This window comes from Saccharopolyspora oryzae, from assembly GCF_027853915.1.
GTDB classification, from domain to species: Bacteria; Actinomycetota; Actinomycetes; order Mycobacteriales; family Pseudonocardiaceae; genus Saccharopolyspora; species Saccharopolyspora oryzae.
This window is the reverse complement of the sequence record NZ_JAQGLA010000086.1, coordinates 1-22,069: the sequence shown is the minus strand read 5'-3', so window position 1 is coordinate 22,069 and position 22,069 is coordinate 1. Positions and strand designations below refer to the sequence as shown.

Below are 22,069 nucleotides of genomic sequence, written 5' to 3'. Positions count from 1 at the left end.
CCTCGCGAATTGGGCCGTACAAACTTGCTGCCAGTCTCGACCCCGCTCCTGCCCGCGTCAACGACCAGCGGCAGTGATCCCGCGCGGGCAGCAGGTTTCAGGCGGCAGCCGGTCTTGACCGCGCGACGCATTTGGCCGTACAAACAATGCGTAGGGTCGACCCGCTGGCGGAAAGGTTCCCATGGCATCCATCGCCGAAGCACTCGCGAACTGGGCGGCCGAGCTCGAACCGAGCACCGAAGACCTGGCGCTGGCCCAGCGCTCCCTGCTCGACACCGCCGCGGTGACCCTCGCCGCGCGGGAGGACCCGCTGACCGCGATCGCCGCCGAACTGCCGGACGCCGCCCGCTGGGCAGCCGTCGGGCACGTGCTGGACTTCGACGACCTGCACGTCGACTCCACCACCCACATCAGCGTGGTGACCGTACCGGTGGTGCTGGCCACCGGCGGTGACGCGCGGGCGTACCTGGCCGGAGCCGGGGTGATGGCCCGCCTGGGCAACGCGCTCGGCTGGTCGCACTACTCCGCGGGCTGGCACGCGACCTGCACCGCCGGAGCCCCGGCCGCCGCCGTCGCGGCAGGCACCGCACTGGGGCTCTCCGCCGAGCAGCTGGCCACCGCGATGGCGCTCGCGGTCCCAGCCGCTGGTGGAGTGCAGAACGCCTTCGGCACGCACGGCAAGTCCCTGCAGGTCGGCTTCGCCGCCCAGGCCGGGGTGCGCGCCGCGCAGCTGGCGCAGGCCGGAGCCACCGCCGACCCCGGCGCGCTGGACGCCTGGCTGGAACTGGTCGGCGGCCGCGGCGAGCTGGACCTGTCCGGACCGGCGGTCCCGGGTGGGCTGGCGATCAAGGTCTACCCCTGCTGCTACGCCATGCAACGCCCGATCGCCGCGCTGCGCGACGTCCGCGACCAGGTTCGCGGCGAAGTGCGCGCAGTCCGGGTGCGCACTCCGCTGGCCACCGTCAAACCGCTGATCCACGACCGGCCCACCACCGGCTTGGAAGGCAAGTTCAGCTTGCCGTACGCGGTCGCCACGGCGCTGTTGGACGACTACCCGGGCTTTGCCGCCTTCACCGACGAAGCCGTCAACCGGAACGCGGCGCAGGGACTGCTCCGCGAGGTCGAACTCGAGCACACCCCGGGCGCGGACGGCCTGCTGACCGGCGAAGTGGACATCGACGTCGAGCACGACGGTCCGACCCTGAACGTGCGGCTGGAACACCCGCCGGGCGCGCCGTCCCGACCGCCGACATCCGCCGAACTGGGCGAGAAGCTCAAGGCCTGCGGCCCGGACGTACCGGCCCTGCTGGCCGACGCCGACTGGACGACGGTCCGGGACCTGCTGCGCAAGACCTTCCCGCGCGCGGCCTGATCAGTCCAAATTCCATTGAAATCGCACGCCCAATTTCCATTGAACTTGCGCGGCACCGAGAGAAGGGCACTGCGGAGTGAGCACAGTGGACATCCTCGACGAGGACGAGAAGCTCGCCGTGGCAACGGTTCGGGACTTCGTGGACAAGTCCGTCAAGCCGGTGGTGCAGGAGCTCGAGCACACCAACACCTACCCGGAAGCCCTCATCGAGCAGATGAAGGAGCTGGGCATCTTCGGGCTGGCCATCCCCGAGGAGCACGGCGGCACCCCGGTCTCCACGCCCTGCTACGTGCTCATCGTCGAGGAACTGGCCCGCGGCTGGATGAGCCTGGCCGGCGCGATGGGCGGGCACAGCGTGGTGTCCAAGCTGCTGCTGAAGTTCGGCACCGAGGAGCAGAAGCGCCGGTACCTGCCGAAGATGGCCACCGGTGAGATCCGCGCGACGATGGCGCTCACCGAACCCGGCGGCGGCTCCGACCTGCAAGCGATGACCACGACAGCTCGCCGCGACGGCGAGGACTACGTGATCAACGGCGCCAAGACCTGGATCACCAACTCCCGCCGCTCCCAGCTGATCGCGCTGCTGTGCAAGACCGACCCGGATGCGCAGCCCGCGCACAAGGGCATCTCGATCGTCCTGGTCGAGCACGGACCCGGCCTGACCGTCTCCCGCGACCTGCCCAAGCTCGGCTACAAGGGGGTCGAGAGCTGCGAGCTGTCCTTCGACGACTACCGCGCGCCGGTGAGCGCAGTGCTCGGCGGAACGGAGGGCAAGGGCTTCGCGCAGATGATGAAAGGCCTGGAAACCGGCCGCATCCAGGTCGCTTCCCGAGCGCTCGGCGTGGGCAAAGCCGCGCTGGACGACGCGCTGCGCTACGCCCAGGAGCGCGAGAGCTTCGGCAAGCCGATCTGGAAGCACCAGTCGGTGGGCAACTACCTGGCGGACATGGCCACCAAACTCACCGCCGCCCGCCAGCTGACCCTGCACGCGGCGCGCGAGTACGACGCGGGACGCCGGGTGGACATGGAAGCGGGCATGGCCAAGCTGTTCGCTTCCGAGGTCGCCATGGAGATCGCGCTCAACGCGGTGCGCATCCACGGCGGCTACGGCTACTCCACGGAGTTCGACGTGGAGCGCTACTTCCGCGACGCACCGCTGATGATCGTCGGCGAGGGCACCAACGAGATCCAGCGCAACGTGATCGCCGCGCAACTCGTCAAACGCGGCGGCCTCGACGGCTGAAGATCGGGCTCCGAGCGGTTCCGCTACGGTCGGGGGCGAGGAGCCGGGAGGTGATGACGTGGCGGACGGCCGGGAGAGCGCGTACCTGCGCCTGGCGCGCGAGTTGCGGTCGGCGATCCTGCAGCACGACTACCCGGAGGGCAAGCGGTTGCCCACCGAGGCCGAGCTCGCCGAGAGCCACCGCGTCAGCCGCCAGACGGTGCGCCGCGCCTTCCAGGACCTCGTCGCCGAGGGCATGGTCTACCGGATCCCGGGCCGCGGTACCTTCGCCGCGCCCCGCGAGGAGCAGTACCTGCGCCAGTTCGGGTCCATCGACGACCTGATGGGGCTGTCCATCGACACCACGATGCAGCTGCTCACCCCGCTGCATCGCAAGGTCGACCTCGACGCCGCGGGGCGGCTCCGGCTGGCCTCCGACCGGGTGCACGTGCTGGAGTTCCTGCGCCTGCACGACTATGTCCCGTTCTGCCTGACCACCGTGTTCCTGCCGCCAGAGGTGGGCAAGCTGGTCGAGTCGGTGCCCGAGCTGACCGAGACCGGTGCCCGCAGCCGGGTGACCATCATCGGACTGCTCGACGACCGGCTGACCGACCCCATCGCGGAGGCGGAGCAGAGCATCACCGTCGGCACCGCGACGCCCGAGATCGCCGAGCAGCTCGGCTGCGAACCGCACCGGTCCCTGCTGCGCATCGACCGCATGTACCAGTCCACCACGGGACAACCCGTCGAACTGGCGGTCAGCCACTTCCTGCCCGAGCACTACTCGTACCGAGTGCGCCTGCGCCGCAACGTGCGCTGAGCACCAGCAGGAGCTCAGCTGGCGTCGGCGGCGGGAACCTCGGTCGGCTCGGGCGGGCGGTCCGGCGACCGCACCGGCAGCATCGCGATCAGCCCGACCAGCAGGATGAGCACGATGCCGCCCATCCCGGCGCGCTGGCTGCCGAAGAGGGCGATGAAACCGCTGAAGGCCAGCGGCCCCAGGAAGCTCACCGCACGCCCGGTGGTGGCGTAGAGGCCGAACACTTCGCCCTCCTTGCCCGGCGTGGCGATGCGCGCCAGGAAGGTGCGGCTGGCCGACTGGGTCGGGCCGAGGAAGATCGCCAGCGTCAGCCCGCACACCCAGAACGCGGCCTTGCCGGGCGGCAGCACCAGCAGCAGACCGCCGACGAGCACCAGGCCGAACAGCGCCGCGACGATGACCGCCTTCGGCCCGAACCGGTCGTCGGCCCGGCCGCCCAGGAACGCGCCGAGCCCGGCCACCAGGTTCGCCGAGATCGCGAAGACCACCACCTCGCTGGGGCTGAACCCGAAGGTGCCCGCGGCGATCACCCCGCCGAAGGTGAAGATCGCCGCCAGCCCGTCCCGGTAGATCGCGCTGGCCACCAGGAACCCCAGCGTGCGCCGCTCCTCGCGCCACATCCACGCCAGCCGCTTGCCGAGCACCACGTAGCTGCCCAGCAGGGCGTGGCGCACCTGCTCGCCGGAGGACGGCGCCTCGGGCACGAAGGCGAACAGCGGCAGCGCGAACACCGCGAACCACATCGCGGCGAACAGCGCGACGACGCGGATGTTGAGCCCGTCGGCCGCGGTCACCCCGAACAGGCCGACGGAGGGCTGCACGAACCCGATCAGCACGATCACCAGTGCGATGAGCCCGCCGAAGTAGCCCATGCCCCAGCCGAACCCGGAGATCCGCCCGATCGTGGCCGGGGTCGAGACCTGCAGCAGCATCGCGTTGTAGTTCACCGTGGCGAACTCGGCGAAGACGCTGGCCGTGGCCAGCAGCACCAGGCCCAGCACCAGGAACGACGGCTCGTTCTGGACGAAGAACAACCCCGCGGTGCAGACGATCACCAGGCCGGTGTGCACCGCCAGCCACAGCTTGCGCCGCCCGCCGGCATCGCTGCGCTGACCGGTCACCGGCGCCACCAGCGCGATGCACACACCGGCGATGGTCAACGCCACGCCGAGCGCCTTCGACCCGCTCTCCGGATCGACGGCGACGCGCTCGGTCAAGTACACGGTGAACACGAAGGTCAAGATGACGGTGTTGAACGCTGCGGAGCCCCAGTCCCACAGCGCCCAGCTGAACACCGCCCGCCCGCGCCGATGGACCGTCGACGGGGCACCCGTAGACACACCCACGTCAGGATCACACCAGCCCACCACCGGGACAGCCAGTTGAAACCGCCCGTCCGAGCGGTTCCTGCCCCCGCTGGGGCGACCCGGGCGCGTGCGCCCCGCGAGCCTCCACGCGGCGCTCCGGCAAGAGTCCGCACACCGGCGCCACGCTCCCCACCGACCTCATCGGACACCACCCGGAGGAGCTGCCGCCCTACTCTGGATCCGCGCACTTCCACCCGGTCCGGAACGGGACCGACGGCACGGCCCGTCCGGTCCGATGCGAGATTCCGAGGGGGTCGGACCATGCATGCAGGGAAGAACGCGAACAGGTTTTCCACACGTCGCCGGGGCTTCGGCGTGCTGCTCGGGGTGATCGCCCTGCTGGCCGCGCTGTGCGCCGGGGCGACCACGGCATCCGCCGCGCAACCGGCGCAGACCGGCTTCGGGCCGCCGCAGGTGGTGCCGGTCCGGATGGTCGACTTCGGGTTCGATCAGCCCGCCTGGTTCCCGCCGGGGCGCTACACGTTCCACGCGATCAACGCGGGACGCGCCGTGCACATCCTGGAGATCAACGGGCCCGGCGTCGACAACGCGAAGACACCGGTGGTCCGGCCCGGCGACGCCGCTGATCTGACGGTGACCCTGGCGCCGGGCGTGTACGACTTCTGGTGCCCGGTCGGCAATCACCGGCAGCTGGGGATGCAGCTCTACGTCAGGGTCGGCTGAACCCACCACGACTCACCGCGCCGCCGCGCGCGGACCCACAGCATGCCGCGGTCGAAGATCCGCAAAGCCTGGCGGACCAACGGTTTCTGCATCAACAGGTGCAGCTGGTAGCGCCACGGCGGTTGCAGGCCGCTGCGCGAGGACATCGCGAAGCAGAAGTCCACGGCGTTCCGGTCGGTGTAGCGGTCGATGTTCTCGAACCAGGCCATGCTGGTGCGCGCGGCGGCCTGCACCACGCGCATCGCCGCATGGCCTTCGCCGTCGAACTCCTTGAGCGCGTTGCCGATCTGCTCGTTCTCCCGCAGCTTCTCGGCGAGCACCACCGCGTCGATCATGGCCAGCCTGGTGCCGGATCCGATGGTGAAGTGCGTGGTGTGCGCGGCGTCGCCGACCAGCACCGCGTTGGCGTGCCGCCAGGTCTGGTTGTAGACCTGCGTGAAGCGCTGCCAGGACGCGGGCTTGCCGCGCGCCGCGCTGATCAGCGCGTGCCCGGCCAGGTGCTCGTCGAAGATCTCCTCCAAAAGCCGGGTGGTGGCCTTGTCGTCGAGCTGGTCGAAGCCGAGCGCCCGCCAGGTCTCCTCCTGGCACTCGACGATGAAGGTGCTGATCCCGGCGCTGGAGGGGTAGGCGTGGAACCAGATCCAGCCGTGCGGGGTCTGCTCGTAGCCGAAGGTGAACTTGTCGAACACCCGGCCGGTGCCCAGCCACAGGTAGGGGTTGCGCCCCTGGTGCAGCTCGGTGCCGAACTGGTCGGCGTAGCGCTGCCGGTTGCGGCTGTTCGCGCCGTCGGCGACCACCACCAGGTCGGCGTCGGCGAACTCGGCGATGTCGTCCACCGCCCGTTCGAACTGCACGTCCACCCCGAGGTCGACGGCGCGCTGGACCAGGATGTCCAGCAGCACGGCCCGGTTCACGCTGAACCCGTACCCGGTGAGGTAGCCGCGCCCGCCCCGCATCGCCACGACCTGGTCCTGCCAGACGGTCGACGCGGCGCGGATCCGCTGGGCGCTCTCCCGGTCGTTGACGTAGAGGGTGTCGAGCAGGTCGTCCCAGTACACGACGCCCCAGCCGTAGGTGGCGCCGGGCGGATCGCGTTCGATCACCGTGATCTCGTGCCCGGCGTCGCGGAGCTTCGCGGAGATGGCGAAGTAGAGACCGGCGGGGCCGGCCCCGATGCACACGATCTTCATGGAGTCCCCCGGTAGCGGGTGCATGGCTCCCTGGGTTGTACCCCGCACGACAGCCCGCCGAACCTGCCCGAATGCTCTTGCGCAGAGCCCGGAGATCCGTTCCGCCTCACCCCGCGCCGCGGGCGCGCACGGTGCCGAGCTGGGCCAGGTGCAGGTTGGTGTCGGTGAACTTCTGCGACACCGCGTGCAGGATTTCGGTCATCGCCGCAGCGGCCGGGGTCGGCGTGCGGTTGGCCGGTCGGGCCAACAGGATTCGCCGGGTCGGTGCGGGCACGTCGGTGGCGAAGTTGACCAGCCGCACGTCGTGGCGCCGGTTGGTCAGCGCCAGCCGCGGCGCGATCGCGATCCCCAGCCCGGCCGCGACCATCGCCTGCGCCTCCTGGTAGTCGTGCGACTCGTAGGAGATGATCGGGTCGAAGCCGGCGAGGCGGCAGCTGCGGCGCAGGACCTCGGCGACCGGGTGGTTGTCGGCGCGGATGATCCACTGGTGCCCGGCGAGGTCGGCCAGCCCGATCGAATCCTCCTCCAGCAGCTCGGAGTTGGCGGGCACGACGAGCACCGTCGGATCGTCGAGCAGGTGGTCGACGACCAGCGATGTGGCGTCGGCCCGGTCCCAGTCGTAGTCCCACAGCATCGCCAGCTCGATCTCGCCGGTGTGCAGCAGCTCCACGAGTTCGGCGAACAGCGCCGACCGCACGGTGGTGCGGATGCCGGGGTGCTTGCGGGAGAAGCGGGTCAGCGCCAGCGGCAGGAGCGAAGCGCTGGCGGTGGGGAACGACCCCAACCGCAGCGTTCCTTCGTCCAATGTGGCCAGTGAGGTCAGATCGGCTTGCGCGCCGCGGAGTTCCCGGCGGATGGCGCGTCCGCGTTCGGCCAGCGCGTGCCCGGCGTCGGTGAGCTGGACCCCGCGCGGCAGCCGGTACAGCAGCGGCTGGCCGACCTCGGCCTCCAGCCTGGACATCTGTTGGGAGGCCGCGGACGGGGTGATCCGCAGGGCTTCGGCGGCTGAGGTCAGCGAACCGCGCTCGGCGGCCTCCACCAGCAGCAACACCCGTCGAACGTCCAGCACGCGACTCCTCCTGCCACGGCGAGCTATTAGTTCAGCTTAAGCCTGGGTAAGAACTTGGACATTGTACTGAATCCTCCGCGTTGTCAGGGTGAACGCCACCAACGGACCACCGGAGAAGGAAGAACGTTCCAGTGCACGTACCCGCAACACTCGTGCGCGGCGGCACCAGCAAGTGCTGGTTGTTCGACCGGTCGGCACTGCCCACCGGCGTGGACGCCACCGCGCGAGAACTGGAAGGACTGCTGGTCAACGCCTACGGCGCTGCGGACCCGGTCCAGCTCGACGGGATCGGGGGCGCGACCCCGACCACGTCGAAGGCGGCCGTCGTCGGCGCCTCCGACGCTCCCGGCATCGACGTCGATTACCTGTTCGGGCAGGTCGGCATCGGTGTCGGGCGGGTGGAGTGGGGCAGCAACTGCGGCAACTGCGCCACCGCGATCGCGCTGTGGGCGGTGGCGCGGGGGCTGGTCCCGGTGACCGGCGACCTGACCCGAGTGGTCCTGCGCAACACCAACACGGGCGCCGTGCTCGAGGCTGAAGTGGACACCACCGGCGGCCACGTCCACGAGTTCGGCACCCGGACCGTCCCCGGCACCCGGGCCGGGGGAGTGGCGGTGGGGCTGACTTTCGTCGACCCGGTGGGACGGACCACCGGCTCGGTCACCCCGACCGGCCGGGTGCTCGACGAGTTCACCTTCGCGGGCCTGCCCGTCGAGGGGACCGCGGTCGACGCCGGCGCACCGGTGGTGCTGCTGGACGCCGCCGGAATCGGCCGCACCGGGGTGGAAACGCTCGCCGAGGTGCGCGATCTGGTCGACCCGCTGCGCGCGGTCCGCCACGCCGCGGCGCTGCGGATGGGGCTCTCCAACCCCGGAGACGTGCCGGACGACGCGGTGCCGAAGGTCGGCATCGTCGGGAAACCCGCAGCGTACCGGACCTCGCTGGGCGACGACATCGCCGCCGACGACTACGACGTCTCGGTGCGGATGCTGTCGATGAACGCCCCGCACCCGGCGATCGGCCTGACCTCCGCGGTCGGCGTCGCGGTCGCCGCGATGCTCGACGGGTCGGTGGTGCGCAGGGCGTCGGCGACGACCGGTGCAACGCTGCGGATCGGAACTCCGGCCGGTGTCATCGCGGTCGCGTGCAGCGACGTCCGCGGGGCGCAGCCCCTCCGGGTCACCGTCGAACGCGCCGCTCGAATCCTCTGCGAGGCCGACCTCCTGGTCCCCGACCTGCTTCCGGCCTAGCATCCGCTGAACACCCACCACATAGGACAAAGATGTCTGCCGAAATGATCTCCATCGGTGCCCTCGGCGTCATGTTCGTCGTCGCCACCGTGCTCCCCATCAACATCGGGATCCTCGCCTTCATCGGCGCCTTCGTCGTCGGGACGGCTTCGCTCGGACTCTCCGAGGACGAGATCTTCGAGGGATTCCCCGTCTCGCTGTTCATCACCATCGTCGGTGTCACCTACCTGTTCTCGGTCGCCCAGCGCAACGGCACGATCGACCTGCTGGTGGGAGCCGGGATCAAGCTCGTGCGCGGAAAAGCCGCGCTGATCCCGTGGGTGCTGTTCGGTGTCGCCGCCGTGCTCACCGCGTTCGGCACCTTCACCCCGGCCGCGGTGGCGCTGCTGGCGCCGGTCGGCATGAACTTCGCCCACCGGTTCGGCATCAGCCAGCTGATGGTCGGCATGATGGTGATCAGCGGGGCGCACGCCGGTGCGTTCTCGCCGATCGCGGTCTCCGGTGCGCTCGTGCTGGGCATGGTCGACCAGACCCCGCTGGAGGTGGCGCCGTCGACGCTGTTCCTGGCCAGCTTCGGGTTCAACTTCCTGCTGTCGCTGTTGACCTTCTTCCTGCTCGGCGGCTTCGGTGGCAAGCGGGCTCGGACCACCGGTAACGGCGAGGTCGAAGAGCTCGCGGCGGGGCGGCCGACCTGGCGGCAAGCGGCGACGCTGGTGGCGCTGGCCGGGCTGGTCGTGGGCGCCCTGGTGTTCCACCTGGAGATCGGTTTCCTCGCGCTGCTGGCCGCGACCGCGCTGACCCTGGTGGACGTGAAGAACCAGGCCAAGGCGGTCGAAGGCATCAGCTGGTCGACGATCCTGCTGGTGGCGGGCATGGTGACCTACGTCGGGATCCTGGAGAAGGCCGGCACGATCGAAGCCGTCTCGCAGGGTGCCGCGGGCATGGGTGCGCCGCTGTTCGTGGCGCTGCTGCTGTGCTTCGTGGTGGCGATCGTGTCGGCCTTCGCCTCGTCCACGGCGATCCTGACCGCGATCATCCCGATCGCCGTCCCGCTCCTGCTCGCGAGCCACCTCAGCGCGGCGGGCCTGGTGGCCGCCCTGGCGATCTCCACGACGATCGTGGACACCTCGCCGTTCTCCACCAACGGGGCCCTGGTGCTCAGCAACGCCCGAGGTGTGGACCGCGACCGCTTCTACAAGCAGATCATGGGTTACACCGCCGGAATCGTCGGTGCCGGTCCGGTGCTGGCGTGGTGCTTCCTGGTCCTGCCCAGCGCGGTCTGATCATCGGGGAGGGCCGGGAATCCGCTGGTCGCTCGCTTCGGGGCGGTGGCGGTCGTAGGCTGGCGGTGCACGGTTTCACCTCCTTCGACAGTGGGGCCGGAGTGGCCAGTCGTACGGCGCGCAGGCGGGTGGGCAACCTCCCCGCCGAGCGCACGAGCTTCGTGGGGCGTCGGCAGGAGTGCGTCGACGTCAGGCAATCGCTGGCCCAGTCCCGGATGGTGACCTTGACCGGTGTCGGCGGGGTCGGCAAGACCCGGCTGGCGCTGCGGGTGGCCGCCCAGCTGGGGCGTTCCTTCCGCGACGGCGGCTGGTTGGTCGAACTGGCCGAGGTGCACGACGACGACCTGGTCGCGCACACCGCGGCGCAGGCGCTGGGCATCCAGGACTGGTCGGCCCGCGGCGTGGAGCACGTGCTCGCCGACTACGTCCGCGACAAGGAGATCCTCGTCGTGCTGGACAACTGCGAGCAGGTGCTGGACGGCTGCGTCAAGACCTGCACCGCGCTGCTCGACGTCGCGCCCGAGCTGCGGATCCTGGCCACCAGCCGGCAGCCGCTGGACGTGTACGGCGAACACGTCGTCGTGGTGTCCACGCTGCCGGTGCCGGAGCCGTCCGAGGTGGGCCACCTGGCCGGTCCCGACGCGGGGAACGGGAGCTCGATGCGGTTGTTCGCGGAGCGCGCCTCGGCCGCCGGGTTCCAGCCCGCTGCGGACCAGGACCGCGCCGTCGCGCAGCTGTGCCGGGAGCTGGACGGCATCCCGCTGGCGATCGAGCTGGCCGCCGCCCGCACCCGGTTCCTGTCGGTGGAGGAGCTGCTGGCCCGGCTCGACGACCGGTTCCGGCTGCTGGCGGGCAACCGGAGCGCGCTGCCGCGGCACCAAACGCTGCGGGCCACCATGGACTGGAGCTACGAGCTGTGCTCGGCGGAGGAGCGCCTGCTGTGGTCGCGGATGTCGGTCTTCGCCGGCGGCGTGGACCTCGCGGCGGTCGAGCAGGTCTGCAGCGGAACCGGACTCGCCCGGGAGCGGATCTGGGAGCTGGTGGCGGCGCTGGTGGACAAGTCGATCCTCACCCGCGAGGACGCGCCCACCGGAACCACCCGCTACCGGTTGCTGTCGACGGTCCGCGAGTACGGTCTCAGCCTGCTGTCGGAGGACGAGCGGAACCGGTTGCGCGGGCTGCACCGGGACCACTACCTCGACCTGGCCGAGCGGGGTGCTCGCGACTGGTTCGGCCCGGACCAGCTCCAGTGGCGCGCCCGGATCTCCGCCGAGCACGACAACCTGCGGTCCGCCCTGGAGTTCTGCGCTGCGCAGCCGGGCCAGGTGCAGGAGGGCCTCCGGATCGCCGGTGCGCTGTGGTTCTACTGGACGGCCTGCGGGCTGATCGCGGAGGGCAGGCAGTGGCTGGACCGCCTGCTGGCGCTGGACGCCACCCCGACCGTGCCGCGAGCGACCGCGCTGTGGGTGTGCAGCTGGCTGGCTTCCCACCAGGGCGATCTGGCGAGGGGACGGGCGACGGCCGAAGGCTGCAGCGCTGTGGCCGAGCACCTCAATGACGCCGTGCTGGCCGCCTTCGGCCTGCACCTGCTGGGCGTCGACGCGATGGCCGAAGGGCACTTGGAGGAGGCCAGCGCGTTGACCACGCGGGCGTGGTCGCGCCACCGCACGCACCCCAAGATCACCAGCCCGATGGTGATGTCGCTGGTCCAGTCCGGGCTGGTGGCCTGCTTGGCAGGCGAGAGCGACCGGGCGACCGGGTACGCCGAGGAATGCCTGCAGATCACCGCGGCGGCGGGAGAGCTGTGGACCAGGTCCTGGGGGCTCGTGGTGCGAGGGCTCGCGAGCTGGATGCGGGGCGACGCCCACGACGCCGTGGTGCACCTGCGGGAGAGCATCGGCATCAAGTCGCGCTTCAACGACCTCTTCGGTCTCGGGATGGCCGCCGAAGTGCTGGCGTGGTCGCACGTTTCGCTGGGCGAGCACGAGCGGGCGGCCCGGATCTTCGGCGTCCTCGACCGCCTGTGGCCGCTGGTCGGGGTCCCGCTGATGGGCGCGCAGCAGCTGCTCGACTACCGGCGCGAGGCCGAGGGACGAGCGCGCGAGGCGCTGGGGGAGGGTGCGTTCGGGAAGCTCGCCGCCGAATCCGCGGGCCTGCCGCTCCAGCAGGGCCTGGCGGCGGCGGTCCGGGAGAAGCCCCGGCCGGCACCGAGGCCCGCCCGGGAACAGCGCCGGGGACCGCTGACGCGCCGGGAGTTCCAGGTCGCCGAAGCCATCGCGCAGGGGTTGTCGAACAAGGAGATCGCGGCCCAGCTGGTGATCAGTCAGCGCACCGCGGAAGCCCACGTCGAGCACATCCTGACCAAGCTCGACTTCGGGTCCCGCACGCAGATCGCCACCTGGGTCGCCGCCGGGCAGGACGCGAACGCCTAGCGGATCACCTCGTCGCCAAACCGATCCCGGCCGGGGCGTCCTCTTCCCCGCGCATCTGGCGCAGCACGGTCTCGTTGTCGAAGTAGATGCGCTCCGCCAGCAGCTTCCCGGGCTCCTCCGGCCGGAAGATGTACACCGCGGCCAGCTCGAAGGTCACGCGGTGTCCGGACGGTTGGGCGTCGCAGTACTCGCCCTGGTGGGTCCCGTCGATGGTCACCTCCCGCACGGAGGCGCCGGGGGAGTCGTACTCGGCGTTCACCGTGATCCGGAAGTCCGGGATGGCGCTGTCCAGGATCTGGTAGAAGTCCTGCACCCCCGTGAACCCCGCGTACCGGGTGCTCAGCGGGACGACGTCGTAGAACGCGTGCTCGTCCTGGACGAAGGTGCCGTACACGCGCGGCCAGTCGTGCGCGTTCTCCGCTTCGATGTGCTCGGCGATCGTGCGGCGCTGGGCCTCGATCCGCTGTGCATCGCTCATCGCCATGGCAACCCCCTGCTTTGCCCGGCTGCGGCCTTCCGCGTCCGAGACTACTCGCCGAGCACGACCCCGGACTCGCACGACGGGGAACTGGGAAGCTCCAGAGGACAAAGTCCCGAAATACGTACTGCCTACGTAGTCCTCCCGTCGTCGCGGGGGGAGCCGGGGACCAATCTGGAATGGCACGAACGACCATACGACTCCAGGACCCGACCAGCGATGTACCCCTCCCGACAGCTCGAAACCCGCTCCCCCCACCTCGCCTCCCACCGACCGCACGTGTACCGGAACCTGTTCATGGGCACGTGGATCTGCGATCAGCACGGCACCAGGGCCAACCCCGGCCCGGACAGCGCCCGCACGGTGTACCGGACCCACCTCGACGCGGTGCGAGCCGCAGTCGGCGTGGTCCCCGAGCAGCGGCTCGCCGCGTGAGGCCCGGAGGACAGCCGTGATCCTGAACAGCTGCACCACCGAGGAGCTCGACCACCGCGCCCGTCGCGCCGAACACCAGCTCAACCTCGCCCGCCAAGCGCGGCAGTGGCACCTGGTCGAGCGCCACCGCCACGAGTTGCGGGCGGTGGTGGCGGAGTGCGAACGGCGCGGCACCGACCCCGTCGACCCCGCCGAACCGGCCGGATCCCGCAGGACCAGGGCGATGCTCCGCACCGAGGTCGGCCTGCCCGCTGCGTGACCGGTCGCCGCCGAGGTCGGCGCGTCAACCCCCGGGGGTGTCCGCCCCGGGGGTTGACTTCCAGTTAGGTGGAGATCGCAAGCTCGGCGCATGCGAGTTGTGCGAGTGAGCGAGTTCGGTGGCCCGGAGGTCTTGGTGCCCGCGCAGGTGCCGGAGCCGGTGGCCGGTCCGGGGCAGGTCGTGATCGACGTGGCGGTGGCCGCCATCGACTTCGTGCAGACCCAGTTGCGGCGCGGCTTCACGCCGGGCCCGCCGCTGCCCGAGCTGCCGTACGTGCCGGGCGCGACGGTGGCGGGCACGGTGCGCTCGGTCGGGCCGGACGTCGAGCAGAGCTGGGTGGGACGTCGAGTGGTCACCCACACCGCGGACGGTCTCGGTGGCAACGCCGAGCGGGCGGTGGCCGAGGAATCAGCGCTGATCCCCGTTCCGGACCAGCTCGGCCTGCAGGTGGCGGCCGCGCTGCAGGACGACGGCGCGACCGCGCTGGGGCTGGCGGACCGGGCCGCGATCAAGCCGGGTGAGCGGGCTCTGGTCGAGGCGGCCGGCGGTGGGCTCGGCAGCCTGCTGGTGCAGCTGGCGCGAGCGGCCGGTGCGCACGTCATCGGCGCCGCGCGAGGCGAGCGCAAGGCCGAGCTGGTGCGGTCGCTCGGCGCGGAGCTGGTCGTGGACTACTCGGTGCCCGGCTGGACGGACCAGGTGCTGGCGGCCACCGGCGGTCGGGGCGTGGACCTGGTCTTCGACGGTGTCGGCGGCGCGCTCGGCGAAGAGGCCTTCGAGACCGCGGCCCGCGGCGGCCGGTTCTCGATCCACGGCGCCGCCAGCGGATCCGCCAGCCAGATTGACGCCGCCCGGGCCCAGCAGCGCGGCGTCGAGGTGATCGGGGTCGACCAGCTCTTCGCGCTCCAGTCGGGCTGGCGGGAGCGGGTGGAACGGGCGCTCGCCCTCGCCGCGCGGGGAGAACTCGTCCCGACCATCGGTCAGACGTTCCCGCTGGAGCGGGCCGCCGACGCGCACGCGGCGATGGAAACCCGCTCCGTCACCGGGAAAACCCTCCTGACGGTCCAGTCTCAGCGCAGGTAGACCCGGTCCGGGTCGACGTCGTCGCGCAGCAGGCGCAGTTCGGCGTCGGTGGGCGGTTCGACGGTGATCAGGTCGTCGGCGACCGCGAGGTCCCAGCCGGTGGCCTCGCGGACCTGATCGACCGTCACCCCGGGGTGGGTGGCGACCAGGCGCAGCTCCTCGCCGACGCCCTCGCGGGCCAGGATGCCGAGGTCGGTGATCACCCGCGTAACGCCCGCGCCACGCGGCCGGATCCCGTCGCGCAGCGCGCGGTCCGGGCCCGGGGAGGTGCAGAAGTCCAGCTCGGACAGGAACGAGCGGGGATCGTGGCGGCGCATCACCACGAACACCTCGCGGGAGTTGGCCATCACCTCCATCGCACCGCCCGAACCGGGCAGCCGCACCTTCGGCGCGTGCCAGTCGCCGATCACCGAGGAGTTCAGGTTGCCCCAGCGGTCGATCTGGGCCGCACCGAGGAAACCGACGTCGATCCGACCGCCCTGCAGCACGTACCCGAACAGCGCCGGCATCGACAGCACCGCCTCGGAGTCGGTGATCAGCACCGAGTCCGCGATGGTCTCCGGCAGGTGCGACGGGTGCGCGCCGCAGACCCCCGACTCGTAGACGATCTCGATGTCGGGCGCGACCGTCAGCTGCGCCAGCGACACCGCCAGCGTGGGCAGGCCGATCCCGGCGAACACGGTGTTCTTGCCGGCCAGCTCGCGCGAGGCGACCGCGGCGAGCAGTTCGGAGGACGTGGTGGTTGTCTCGGGCATCTCGATTCCTCCTGCGTGCTTCACTGCCGGCGTCCGTAGTTGACCGGTTCGCTCCACGCCTCGCCGACCGACAGCCGCTCCCGGGTCTCGGACCCCAGCTTGGCCAGGTACTCGGCGTGGTCGGCGGTGCCGCGGATCCACTCGTCGAGCCACTGCTGCAGCCGTTCGGGATCCTTGCTGATGTGCGACCAGCTGCGGTAGAAGTCGCCGTCGCGGTCGTAGTAGCCCTGCGCGAAGGCCGGGTGCGCGCCGCGCGGGCACTCGACGACCGCGTCCACCGCGTGCGCCGGGATGACGGTGCGGTTCGGGTCGGAGCGGATCACCTCGTCGGCCACGACTTCCTCGACGACCACGATCGCCTTGTGCGCGGCGTAGACGGCCTCGGCCTGGATGCCGGTCAGACCCCAGATCTGGGTGTTGCCCGCCCGGTCGGCGCGCTGCGCGTGGACGATCGTGACGTCGGGGTTCAGCGGCGGCACCACGTAGATCTGCTCCTCGCCGCGGTCCGGGCCGGGGTAGGGCGAGGTGACCTTGCGGATGTCGGGGTTGACCGCAGGCACGTCGCTGCCCGCGTAGGAGCGCAGCGGGTAGAACGGCAGCCGCTGGGCTCCGGCCAGGTAGCGGCAGATCATGCCGTAGTGGCTGTACTCCTCGTACTCCAGCGGTTCGGGCTGCCCGGTCTCGATGCGGCGGCGCAGCTCGCCGAGCGAACCGGCGGTGGAGTTGCCGACGAACGACGACACCAGCTTGCGCACGCAGCCGCCGGCGATCAGCTGGTCGGTGACGATGTCCGCGGTCATCCGCGCCACCGTGAGGTTCCGGATCCCCTGCCGGATGATCTCGTGCCCGGCGGCGGTCGGGATGAGGTGCGTGAAGCCCTCCAACGACACGGTCGCCCCGTCGGTGACGTGAGCGGCGATCGCGTCCCGCATCGTCGTGGTCTTGTCCGGCCTGCGGACCGGCGGTTTCGACTCGTCGACCGGGTTGTGCATCGGCGGGGCTCCTCGGTGTTCGATTCGGCTCGGGCTCACGCTGCCAGCCCTCATTGATAGCTGTCCAATACTGAATTAGTGTCGGATCAAGAGCGCTCACCAATGAATTCGCCGGAAGATCGAGGGCCGCCGTGGAGCTTCGCTACCTGACCGCGTTCGTCGCCGTCGCCGAGGAACTGCACTTCGGGCGCGCGGCCAAGCGGTTGCAGATGGCGCAGCCGCCGTTGAGCCAGCAGATCCGGCAGCTGGAGCGCGAGCTCGGCGTGCAGCTCTTCGAGCGCAACACCAGATCGGTGCGGCTGACCAGCGCGGGGGAGTCGTTCCTGGAACCCGCCCGCGCGGTCCTCGACGACGTAGACACGGCCGTGCGCGCGGCCAAAGCCGCCGGCCGCGGCGAGTACGGCCGGGTCACCGTCGGCTTCGCCGGGGCCTCCAGCCACGAGTCGCTGCCGCTGCTGACCCGCGCGGTGCGCGCCGCGCATCCGGGCCTGGACCTGGTGATGCTGGGGCAGACCTACGCCAACGTCGCGCTGGCCAAGGTCGCCGACGGTTCGCTCGATCTCGGCTTCGTCCGGCTCCCGGTCAACCAGCCGGGCGTGGAGACCAGGGTGATCGAGGTGGAGGAGCTGATCTGCGCGCTGCCCACCGACCACCCGCTGGCCCAGCAGGGCCGCATCCGCATCGAGCAGCTCGCCGACGAACCGTTCGTCAGCTTCCCGGCCAACGCCGGATCGACCTTGCGCGACGCGCTGGTCAAGGCGTGCGTGTCGGCCGGGTTCAACCCGCGAGTCGTCCAGGAAGCACCGGACTCCTACACGATCCTCGCCCTGGTGGCGGCGGGCGTCGGCGTCACGCTGACCCTGACTTCCTGCCAGCACATACAGCAGACCGGCCTGGTGTACCGGCCCCTGGAGGGCGATCCGATCCGGATGCACGCGGCGCTGGCCTGGCGCACCGACAACAGCTCGGCGGCCCTGCGCACGGTCCTGGGCATAGCCGAGGAGGCCCTCCCCACCCCGGACTCCGCTGACCAGCGATGACTCGGCTGATTGATAAGCACTGCGTCTCGCTGTCGCACTGATTCTGTATTGGACAGTCTTGGTGTGAGGTGACACGGTTGCCCCCATCACATCTCGGGGACGTGAGCGCCTGCTGAGCGCTCATCGGCGCCGAAGCTTCAAGGGAGAATGCATGGGTGCGATCAGCGCGCGCGAGCAGAGCCGCACGGCCAACCGCGCCGGGATCGGAGCCTTCATCGGCTCGACCATCGAGTGGTTCGACTTCTACATCTACGGCACGGCGTCGGCCTTGGTCTTCGACAAGGTCTTCTTCCCGGAGCTCGACGGTGCGGTCGGCACCCTGGTGGCGTTCGCGACGTTCTGGGTCGGCTTCCTGGCCCGCCCGCTCGGCGGCATCATCTTCGGCCACATCGGTGACCGGTTGGGCCGGAAGAAGACTCTGGTCATCACGCTGCTGATGATGGGCATCTCGACCACCCTGATCGGCCTGCTGCCGGGCTACGCCCAGATCGGCGTGTGGGCGCCGATCCTGCTGGTGCTCATCCGCATGGTCCAGGGCATCGGTCTCGGCGGCGAGTGGGGCGGCTCGGTGCTGATCGCCTCCGAGCACGCGCCCAAGGGCAAGTCGATCCTCTACGGCGCCTTCGCCCAGCAGGGCTCGCCGGTCGGCAACACCCTGAGCACGCTGAGCTTCCTGGCCATCAGCCAGCTCCCGGACGAAGCGTTCCTGGGCTGGGGCTGGCGCGTGCCGTTCCTGGCTTCCGCGCTGCTGGTGCTGGTGGGCCTGTTCATCCGGATGCGGGTCACCGAATCCCCGGCGATGGCCGACCTGATCGAGAGCAAGAAGGTCGCCAAGCTGCCGTTCTGGGAGGTCGTGCGCTCGCACCCGGCGCTGCTGGCGCTGGGCATCGGCGCCTGCACGATCGGCCTGTCGGCCACCTACTTCAAGTCGACCTTCGCGCTGTCCTGGGCCACCAGCACCCTGGAGTTCGACAAGAGCTCGTTCCTGACGATCATCCTGGTCGCCAACATCGTGCAGATCATCGCCCAGCCCTTCGGCGCGGTCATCGCCACCAAGATGCGCAGCTGGTCCCGCGCGGTGACGATCATGCTGCTGCCCGAGGTCGTGCTGCTGCCGGTGATGTTCCTGCTGATCGGCACCAACGACTACGGCCTGGCGATGTTCGGCGTGGCCATCGCGACCATCCCGCACTGCCTGTACTACGCGGCGCTGGCGGGCATGCTGGCCAGCCGCTTCCCGGCGCACGTCCGCTACACCGGCATCTCGCTGTGCTACCAGCTCTGCGGCACGCTCCTCGGCGGCACCACGCCGATCGTGGGCCAGTTCCTGCTGAACCTGTCCGGTTCGATCGCGGCGGTGATCGCCTACGCGATCTTCCAGGTCCTGCTGACCCTGGGCTGCATGCTGCTGCTCCTGCGCCGCCCGAACTACGACGCGCGTGCGCAGTCCGCGAGCACCAGCACCGAGGCCGTCCCGGCCTGACCCGAACGGGCGCGGCTCCCCTGACAGGGGGAGTCGCGCCCCTTCCTGGAGGTTTCGATGGAGAACCCGCGTTGGGTGCGCCGGCCGGAGGGGTCCAACTGGGGTGAGTTCGGTCCGGACGACAACCTCGGACGGCTCAACCTGATCACCCCGCAGAAGGTGCGCGAAGGCGTCGCCGAGGTCGTCGAAGGCCGCAGCTTCTGCCTGAGCCTGCCGCTGGACCTGCCCGGCGGAACCGCGTTGAACCCCAACAGGTTCCCGCCGGTGCTGCGCCCGAACCTGCGGGCCGGGCAGATCAACTTCAACTTCGCGATGGATCGCTTGAACCCCGGCCACACCGACGTGCTCTGCGACGACCTGGCGGTCCTGCACCTGCAGTACTCGACCCAGTGGGACTCCTTGGCCCACGCCGGATCGATGTTCGACGCCGACGGCGACGGGGTGCCGGAACCGGTGTTCTACAACGGATTCCGCGCCGCCGAGCACGTGGCCGGACCGTCCGATCCGGACGATGCGGGGATGGCGGCGCTGCACGACCGCAGCACTTCCACCGCGGGCCCGCTCGGAATCGACCACATGGCCCGCAAATCCGTGCAGGGCCGCGCGGTGCTGATCGACCTGCGCGCCCACCTCGGCGACGGTCGGACGCTCGTCGGCCACCGGCAGCTCGCCGAGATCATGGCCGCGGACGGCGTCGTGGTCGAGGAAGGCGACATCGTCTGCCTGCACACGGGTTTCGCCGAGAAGGTCCTGGCGATGGGCGGCGACCCGGATCCCGAGGTGCTGCACGGCTTCGGCGCCGTCCTCGACGGACGCGACCCGGAACTGCTGGAGTGGATCACCGAGTCCGGCCTGGCCGCGCTGGTCGCCGACAACTACGCGGTGGAAGCCTTCCCCGCTCGAGAAGCGCCGGGCCCCAACGCGGTGCTGCCGCTGCACGAGCACTGCCTGTTCAAACTCGGCGTGCACCTGGGCGAGCTGTGGCGGCTCACCCCGCTCGCAGAACACCTGCGAGCCCACCTCCGAAGCAGGTTCCTGCTCACCGCACCGCCGCTGAACCTCCCCGGAGCGGTCGGTTCGCCGGTCACCCCGGTCGCCACCCTCTGACACCACCCGCCGGGTCCTGCCCGGTCGGCAAGGAAAGCACTGATGACCAAGATCGCCAATTTCTTCACCGAGCTGATGCGCCGGTACCTGCCCGATCCGTTCGTCTTCGCGATCGGGCTGACCTTCCTGACCCTGCTGCTGGCGCTGACGGTGGAGGGCAAGGGGTTCATCGAGATCACCGAAGCCTGGGGCGACGGGTTCTGGAACCTGCTGTCGTTCACCACGCAGATGGCCGTCATCCTGGCGATGGGCTACGTGCTGGCCAGCGCGCCGGTCACCGACCGGCTGCTGGACGCGGTGGTCGGCCGGGTGCACCAGCCGCGCACCGCGGTCGCGGTGGCGACCCTGATCGGCTCCGTCGGGTCCTACCTGAACTGGGGATTCGGCCTGGTCATCGGCGGGATCGTGGCGAAGAAGCTGGCGCTGAAGGTGCCCGGCGTGCACTACCCGCTGATCATCGCCGCGGCCTACAGCGGGTTCACCATGTACGGGCTCGGGCTCTCGGCGACGATCCCGCTGACCATCTCCACCAGCGGCCACGCGCTGGAGAGCAAGATGGGCGTCATCGCGCTGGCCGAGACCATCTTCTCGCCGGCGATGCTGCTGACCGCGCTCGCGGTGCTGATCACCCTGCCGATCCTCAACGCGATGCTGCATCCCAAGCCGGGGCAGCCGGTCAAGGAGATCGACCCCGCGCTGCACACCGAGACCAAGGCCCCGGCGACCAGCTCCGGGGACTTCGGCGGGATCACGGTGGCCTCGCGGCTGAACAACAGCCGCGTGCTCAGCCTGCTGATCGGTGCGCTGGGGATGGTCTACGTCGTCGTCTACTTCGTGCACGGCGGCGCAGCGGACCTGGACCTGGTGAACTTCTTCATCCTGTTCCTGGGGATCCTGCTGCTGGGCACCCCGGCGGCCTACGTCGCCAAGCTCGGCGAGGGCATCAAGACGATCTCCGGCATCATCCTCCAGTACCCGTTCTACGCCGGGATCATGGCGATCATGGCCGCATCGGGTCTCGTCGGCACGATCTCGAAGGTGTTCGTCGACATCTCCACCCCGGAGACGCTCGGCTTCTGGGGCCTGATCAGCTCGTTCGTCATCAACTTCTTCGCGCCCTCGGGCGGCGGGCACTGGGTGATCCAGGGTCCGTTCATGGTCGACGCGGCCAACGCGATCGGTGCGCCGATGCCGGACGTGGCGATGTCGGTGATGCTCGGCAACGCCTGGAACGACCTGGTGCAGCCGTTCTGGATCCTGCCCGCGCTGGCCCTGTCCCGCCTGCGCCTCAAGGACGTCATGGGCTACACGGTCATCATGATGTTCTGGGTGGGCCTGATCTACATCGCCGCGATCCTGCTGTGGGGATTCCTCGGCTGACCGACCGAAGAGGAGCGGAAATGCCTTATTTCATCGAGACCTTCGACAAACCGGACCACCAGCAGGTGCGGCAGGACAACCGGCCGGCGCACCTGGCGTTCCTCGAGGAGCACAAGGAGCTGCTGCTGGCCTGCGGCGCCAAGCTCTCCGACGACGGTGGTGCGGCGACGGGCGGGGTCTACCTGCTCGACGTCGAAACCCGCGCCGAGGCGGAGGACTTCATCGCCCAGGACCCGTTCACCCGGGCCGACCTGTTCGCCGAGGTCAAGATCCTCCGCTGGCGCAAGGCCTTCCTGGCGGGCCAGGGATACCTGTAGCGGTCGTGAGTGCCTGGCCGCGCACCAGCCCCGCAAGGCACTCAAGACGCCGGG

General features: G+C 70.3%; 21 protein-coding genes. 15 read left to right on the top strand and 6 right to left on the bottom strand.

The features are described from left to right. The first annotated feature begins 181 nt into the window (after positions 1 to 181). The 3 genes from OU415_RS31975 to OU415_RS31965 all read left to right on the top strand — a co-directional run bounded on the left by OU415_RS31975 (position 182) and on the right by OU415_RS31965 (position 3,414). Positions 182 to 1,372, top strand: coding sequence for an MmgE/PrpD family protein (locus OU415_RS31975; RefSeq protein ID WP_270953218.1), 1,191 nt, complete (start codon positions 182 to 184; stop codon positions 1,370 to 1,372). A gap of 76 nt (positions 1,373 to 1,448) precedes the next feature. Then, a complete protein-coding gene (locus OU415_RS31970; protein WP_408641948.1) occupies positions 1,449 to 2,615 on the top strand; it encodes an acyl-CoA dehydrogenase family protein in 1,167 nt (388 codons plus the stop codon). 58 nt (positions 2,616 to 2,673) lie between these two features. After that, the gene (locus tag OU415_RS31965; RefSeq protein WP_270953217.1) at positions 2,674 to 3,414 is read left to right on the top strand and encodes a GntR family transcriptional regulator; all 741 of its coding nucleotides are present in this window, start codon (positions 2,674 to 2,676) and stop codon (positions 3,412 to 3,414) included. Positions 3,415 to 3,428: 14 nt separating this feature from the next. On the opposite strand, the gene OU415_RS31960 is transcribed toward OU415_RS31965, so the two are convergent. After that, entirely contained in the window at positions 3,429 to 4,760 is a 1,332-nt protein-coding gene (locus OU415_RS31960; protein WP_408641947.1) for an MFS transporter, read from the bottom strand. Positions 4,761 to 5,042: 282 nt separating this feature from the next. Here OU415_RS31960 and OU415_RS31955 point away from each other — a divergent pair, with 282 nt between their 5' ends. Further along, the gene (locus OU415_RS31955; protein WP_270953216.1) at positions 5,043 to 5,465 is read left to right on the top strand and encodes a cupredoxin domain-containing protein; all 423 of its coding nucleotides are present in this window, start codon (positions 5,043 to 5,045) and stop codon (positions 5,463 to 5,465) included. On the opposite strand, the gene OU415_RS31950 is transcribed toward OU415_RS31955, so the two are convergent. Together OU415_RS31950 and OU415_RS31945 are read right to left on the bottom strand one after the other, a co-directional pair. Continuing rightward, positions 5,447 to 6,679 (bottom strand): FAD-dependent monooxygenase, encoded by a 1,233-nt coding sequence (locus tag OU415_RS31950; RefSeq protein ID WP_270953215.1) that lies wholly within the window; start codon positions 6,677 to 6,679, stop codon positions 5,447 to 5,449. The two genes, OU415_RS31955 and OU415_RS31950, sit on opposite strands and share 19 nt — an antisense overlap. 82 nt (positions 6,680 to 6,761) lie before the next feature. Continuing rightward, complete coding sequence (locus tag OU415_RS31945) at positions 6,762 to 7,724, bottom strand: LysR family transcriptional regulator (RefSeq protein WP_270953214.1); 963 nt, start codon at positions 7,722 to 7,724, stop codon at positions 6,762 to 6,764. A gap of 131 nt (positions 7,725 to 7,855) precedes the next feature. On the opposite strand from OU415_RS31945, the gene OU415_RS31940 reads away from it, so the two are divergent. From OU415_RS31940 to OU415_RS31930, 3 genes are all read left to right on the top strand, one after another. Further along, a complete protein-coding gene (locus tag OU415_RS31940; RefSeq protein WP_270953213.1) occupies positions 7,856 to 8,974 on the top strand; it encodes a PrpF domain-containing protein in 1,119 nt (372 codons plus the stop codon). A 32-nt stretch (positions 8,975 to 9,006) separates the two neighbouring features. Further along, positions 9,007 to 10,257 carry an SLC13 family permease gene (locus OU415_RS31935; RefSeq protein WP_270953212.1) on the top strand — a complete coding sequence of 417 codons (1,251 nt, stop codon included), beginning with the start codon at positions 9,007 to 9,009 and terminating at the stop codon, positions 10,255 to 10,257. 101 nt (positions 10,258 to 10,358) lie between these two features. Then, entirely contained in the window at positions 10,359 to 12,689 is a 2,331-nt protein-coding gene (locus tag OU415_RS31930) for an ATP-binding protein (RefSeq protein ID WP_270953211.1), read from the top strand. A 4-nt stretch (positions 12,690 to 12,693) separates the two neighbouring features. Here the strand turns inward: OU415_RS31930 and OU415_RS31925 are convergent, their stop codons facing one another. Further along, complete coding sequence (locus OU415_RS31925) at positions 12,694 to 13,167, bottom strand: ester cyclase (protein WP_270953210.1); 474 nt, start codon at positions 13,165 to 13,167, stop codon at positions 12,694 to 12,696. A 219-nt stretch (positions 13,168 to 13,386) separates the two neighbouring features. Here OU415_RS31925 and OU415_RS31920 point away from each other — a divergent pair, with 219 nt between their 5' ends. The 3 genes from OU415_RS31920 to OU415_RS31910 all read left to right on the top strand — a co-directional run bounded on the left by OU415_RS31920 (position 13,387) and on the right by OU415_RS31910 (position 14,941). Next, complete coding sequence (locus tag OU415_RS31920; protein WP_270953209.1) at positions 13,387 to 13,602, top strand: hypothetical protein; 216 nt, start codon at positions 13,387 to 13,389, stop codon at positions 13,600 to 13,602. A gap of 16 nt (positions 13,603 to 13,618) precedes the next feature. Continuing rightward, positions 13,619 to 13,861, top strand: a complete 243-nt coding sequence (locus tag OU415_RS31915) for a hypothetical protein (RefSeq protein ID WP_270953208.1) — start codon at positions 13,619 to 13,621, stop codon at positions 13,859 to 13,861. 90 nt (positions 13,862 to 13,951) lie between these two features. Continuing rightward, positions 13,952 to 14,941 (top strand): zinc-binding dehydrogenase, encoded by a 990-nt coding sequence (locus OU415_RS31910; RefSeq protein ID WP_270953207.1) that lies wholly within the window; start codon positions 13,952 to 13,954, stop codon positions 14,939 to 14,941. Here OU415_RS31910 and OU415_RS31905 read toward each other — a convergent pair. Together OU415_RS31905 and OU415_RS31900 are read right to left on the bottom strand one after the other, a co-directional pair. Then, complete coding sequence (locus tag OU415_RS31905; protein ID WP_270953206.1) at positions 14,929 to 15,696, bottom strand: CoA-transferase subunit beta; 768 nt, start codon at positions 15,694 to 15,696, stop codon at positions 14,929 to 14,931. The two genes, OU415_RS31910 and OU415_RS31905, sit on opposite strands and share 13 nt — an antisense overlap. A 20-nt stretch (positions 15,697 to 15,716) precedes the next feature. After that, positions 15,717 to 16,688, bottom strand: a complete 972-nt coding sequence (locus OU415_RS31900) for a CoA transferase subunit A (RefSeq protein WP_270953205.1) — start codon at positions 16,686 to 16,688, stop codon at positions 15,717 to 15,719. Positions 16,689 to 16,819: 131 nt separating this feature from the next. Between OU415_RS31900 and OU415_RS31895 the strand changes: the two genes are divergently transcribed. The 5 genes from OU415_RS31895 (at position 16,820) to OU415_RS31875 (ending at position 22,015) form a co-directional block, all read left to right on the top strand. Next, entirely contained in the window at positions 16,820 to 17,728 is a 909-nt protein-coding gene (locus OU415_RS31895; RefSeq protein WP_270953204.1) for a LysR family transcriptional regulator, read from the top strand. A 151-nt stretch (positions 17,729 to 17,879) separates the two neighbouring features. After that, complete coding sequence (locus OU415_RS31890) at positions 17,880 to 19,211, top strand: MFS transporter (protein ID WP_270953203.1); 1,332 nt, start codon at positions 17,880 to 17,882, stop codon at positions 19,209 to 19,211. A 57-nt stretch (positions 19,212 to 19,268) separates the two neighbouring features. Continuing rightward, entirely contained in the window at positions 19,269 to 20,318 is a 1,050-nt protein-coding gene (locus OU415_RS31885) for a cyclase family protein (protein WP_270953202.1), read from the top strand. A gap of 42 nt (positions 20,319 to 20,360) precedes the next feature. After that, positions 20,361 to 21,698 carry a short-chain fatty acid transporter gene (locus OU415_RS31880; protein WP_270953201.1) on the top strand — a complete coding sequence of 446 codons (1,338 nt, stop codon included), beginning with the start codon at positions 20,361 to 20,363 and terminating at the stop codon, positions 21,696 to 21,698. 20 nt (positions 21,699 to 21,718) lie between these two features. Further along, positions 21,719 to 22,015 (top strand): YciI family protein, encoded by a 297-nt coding sequence (locus tag OU415_RS31875; RefSeq protein WP_270953200.1) that lies wholly within the window; start codon positions 21,719 to 21,721, stop codon positions 22,013 to 22,015. Positions 22,016 to 22,069: the final 54 nt, after the last annotated feature.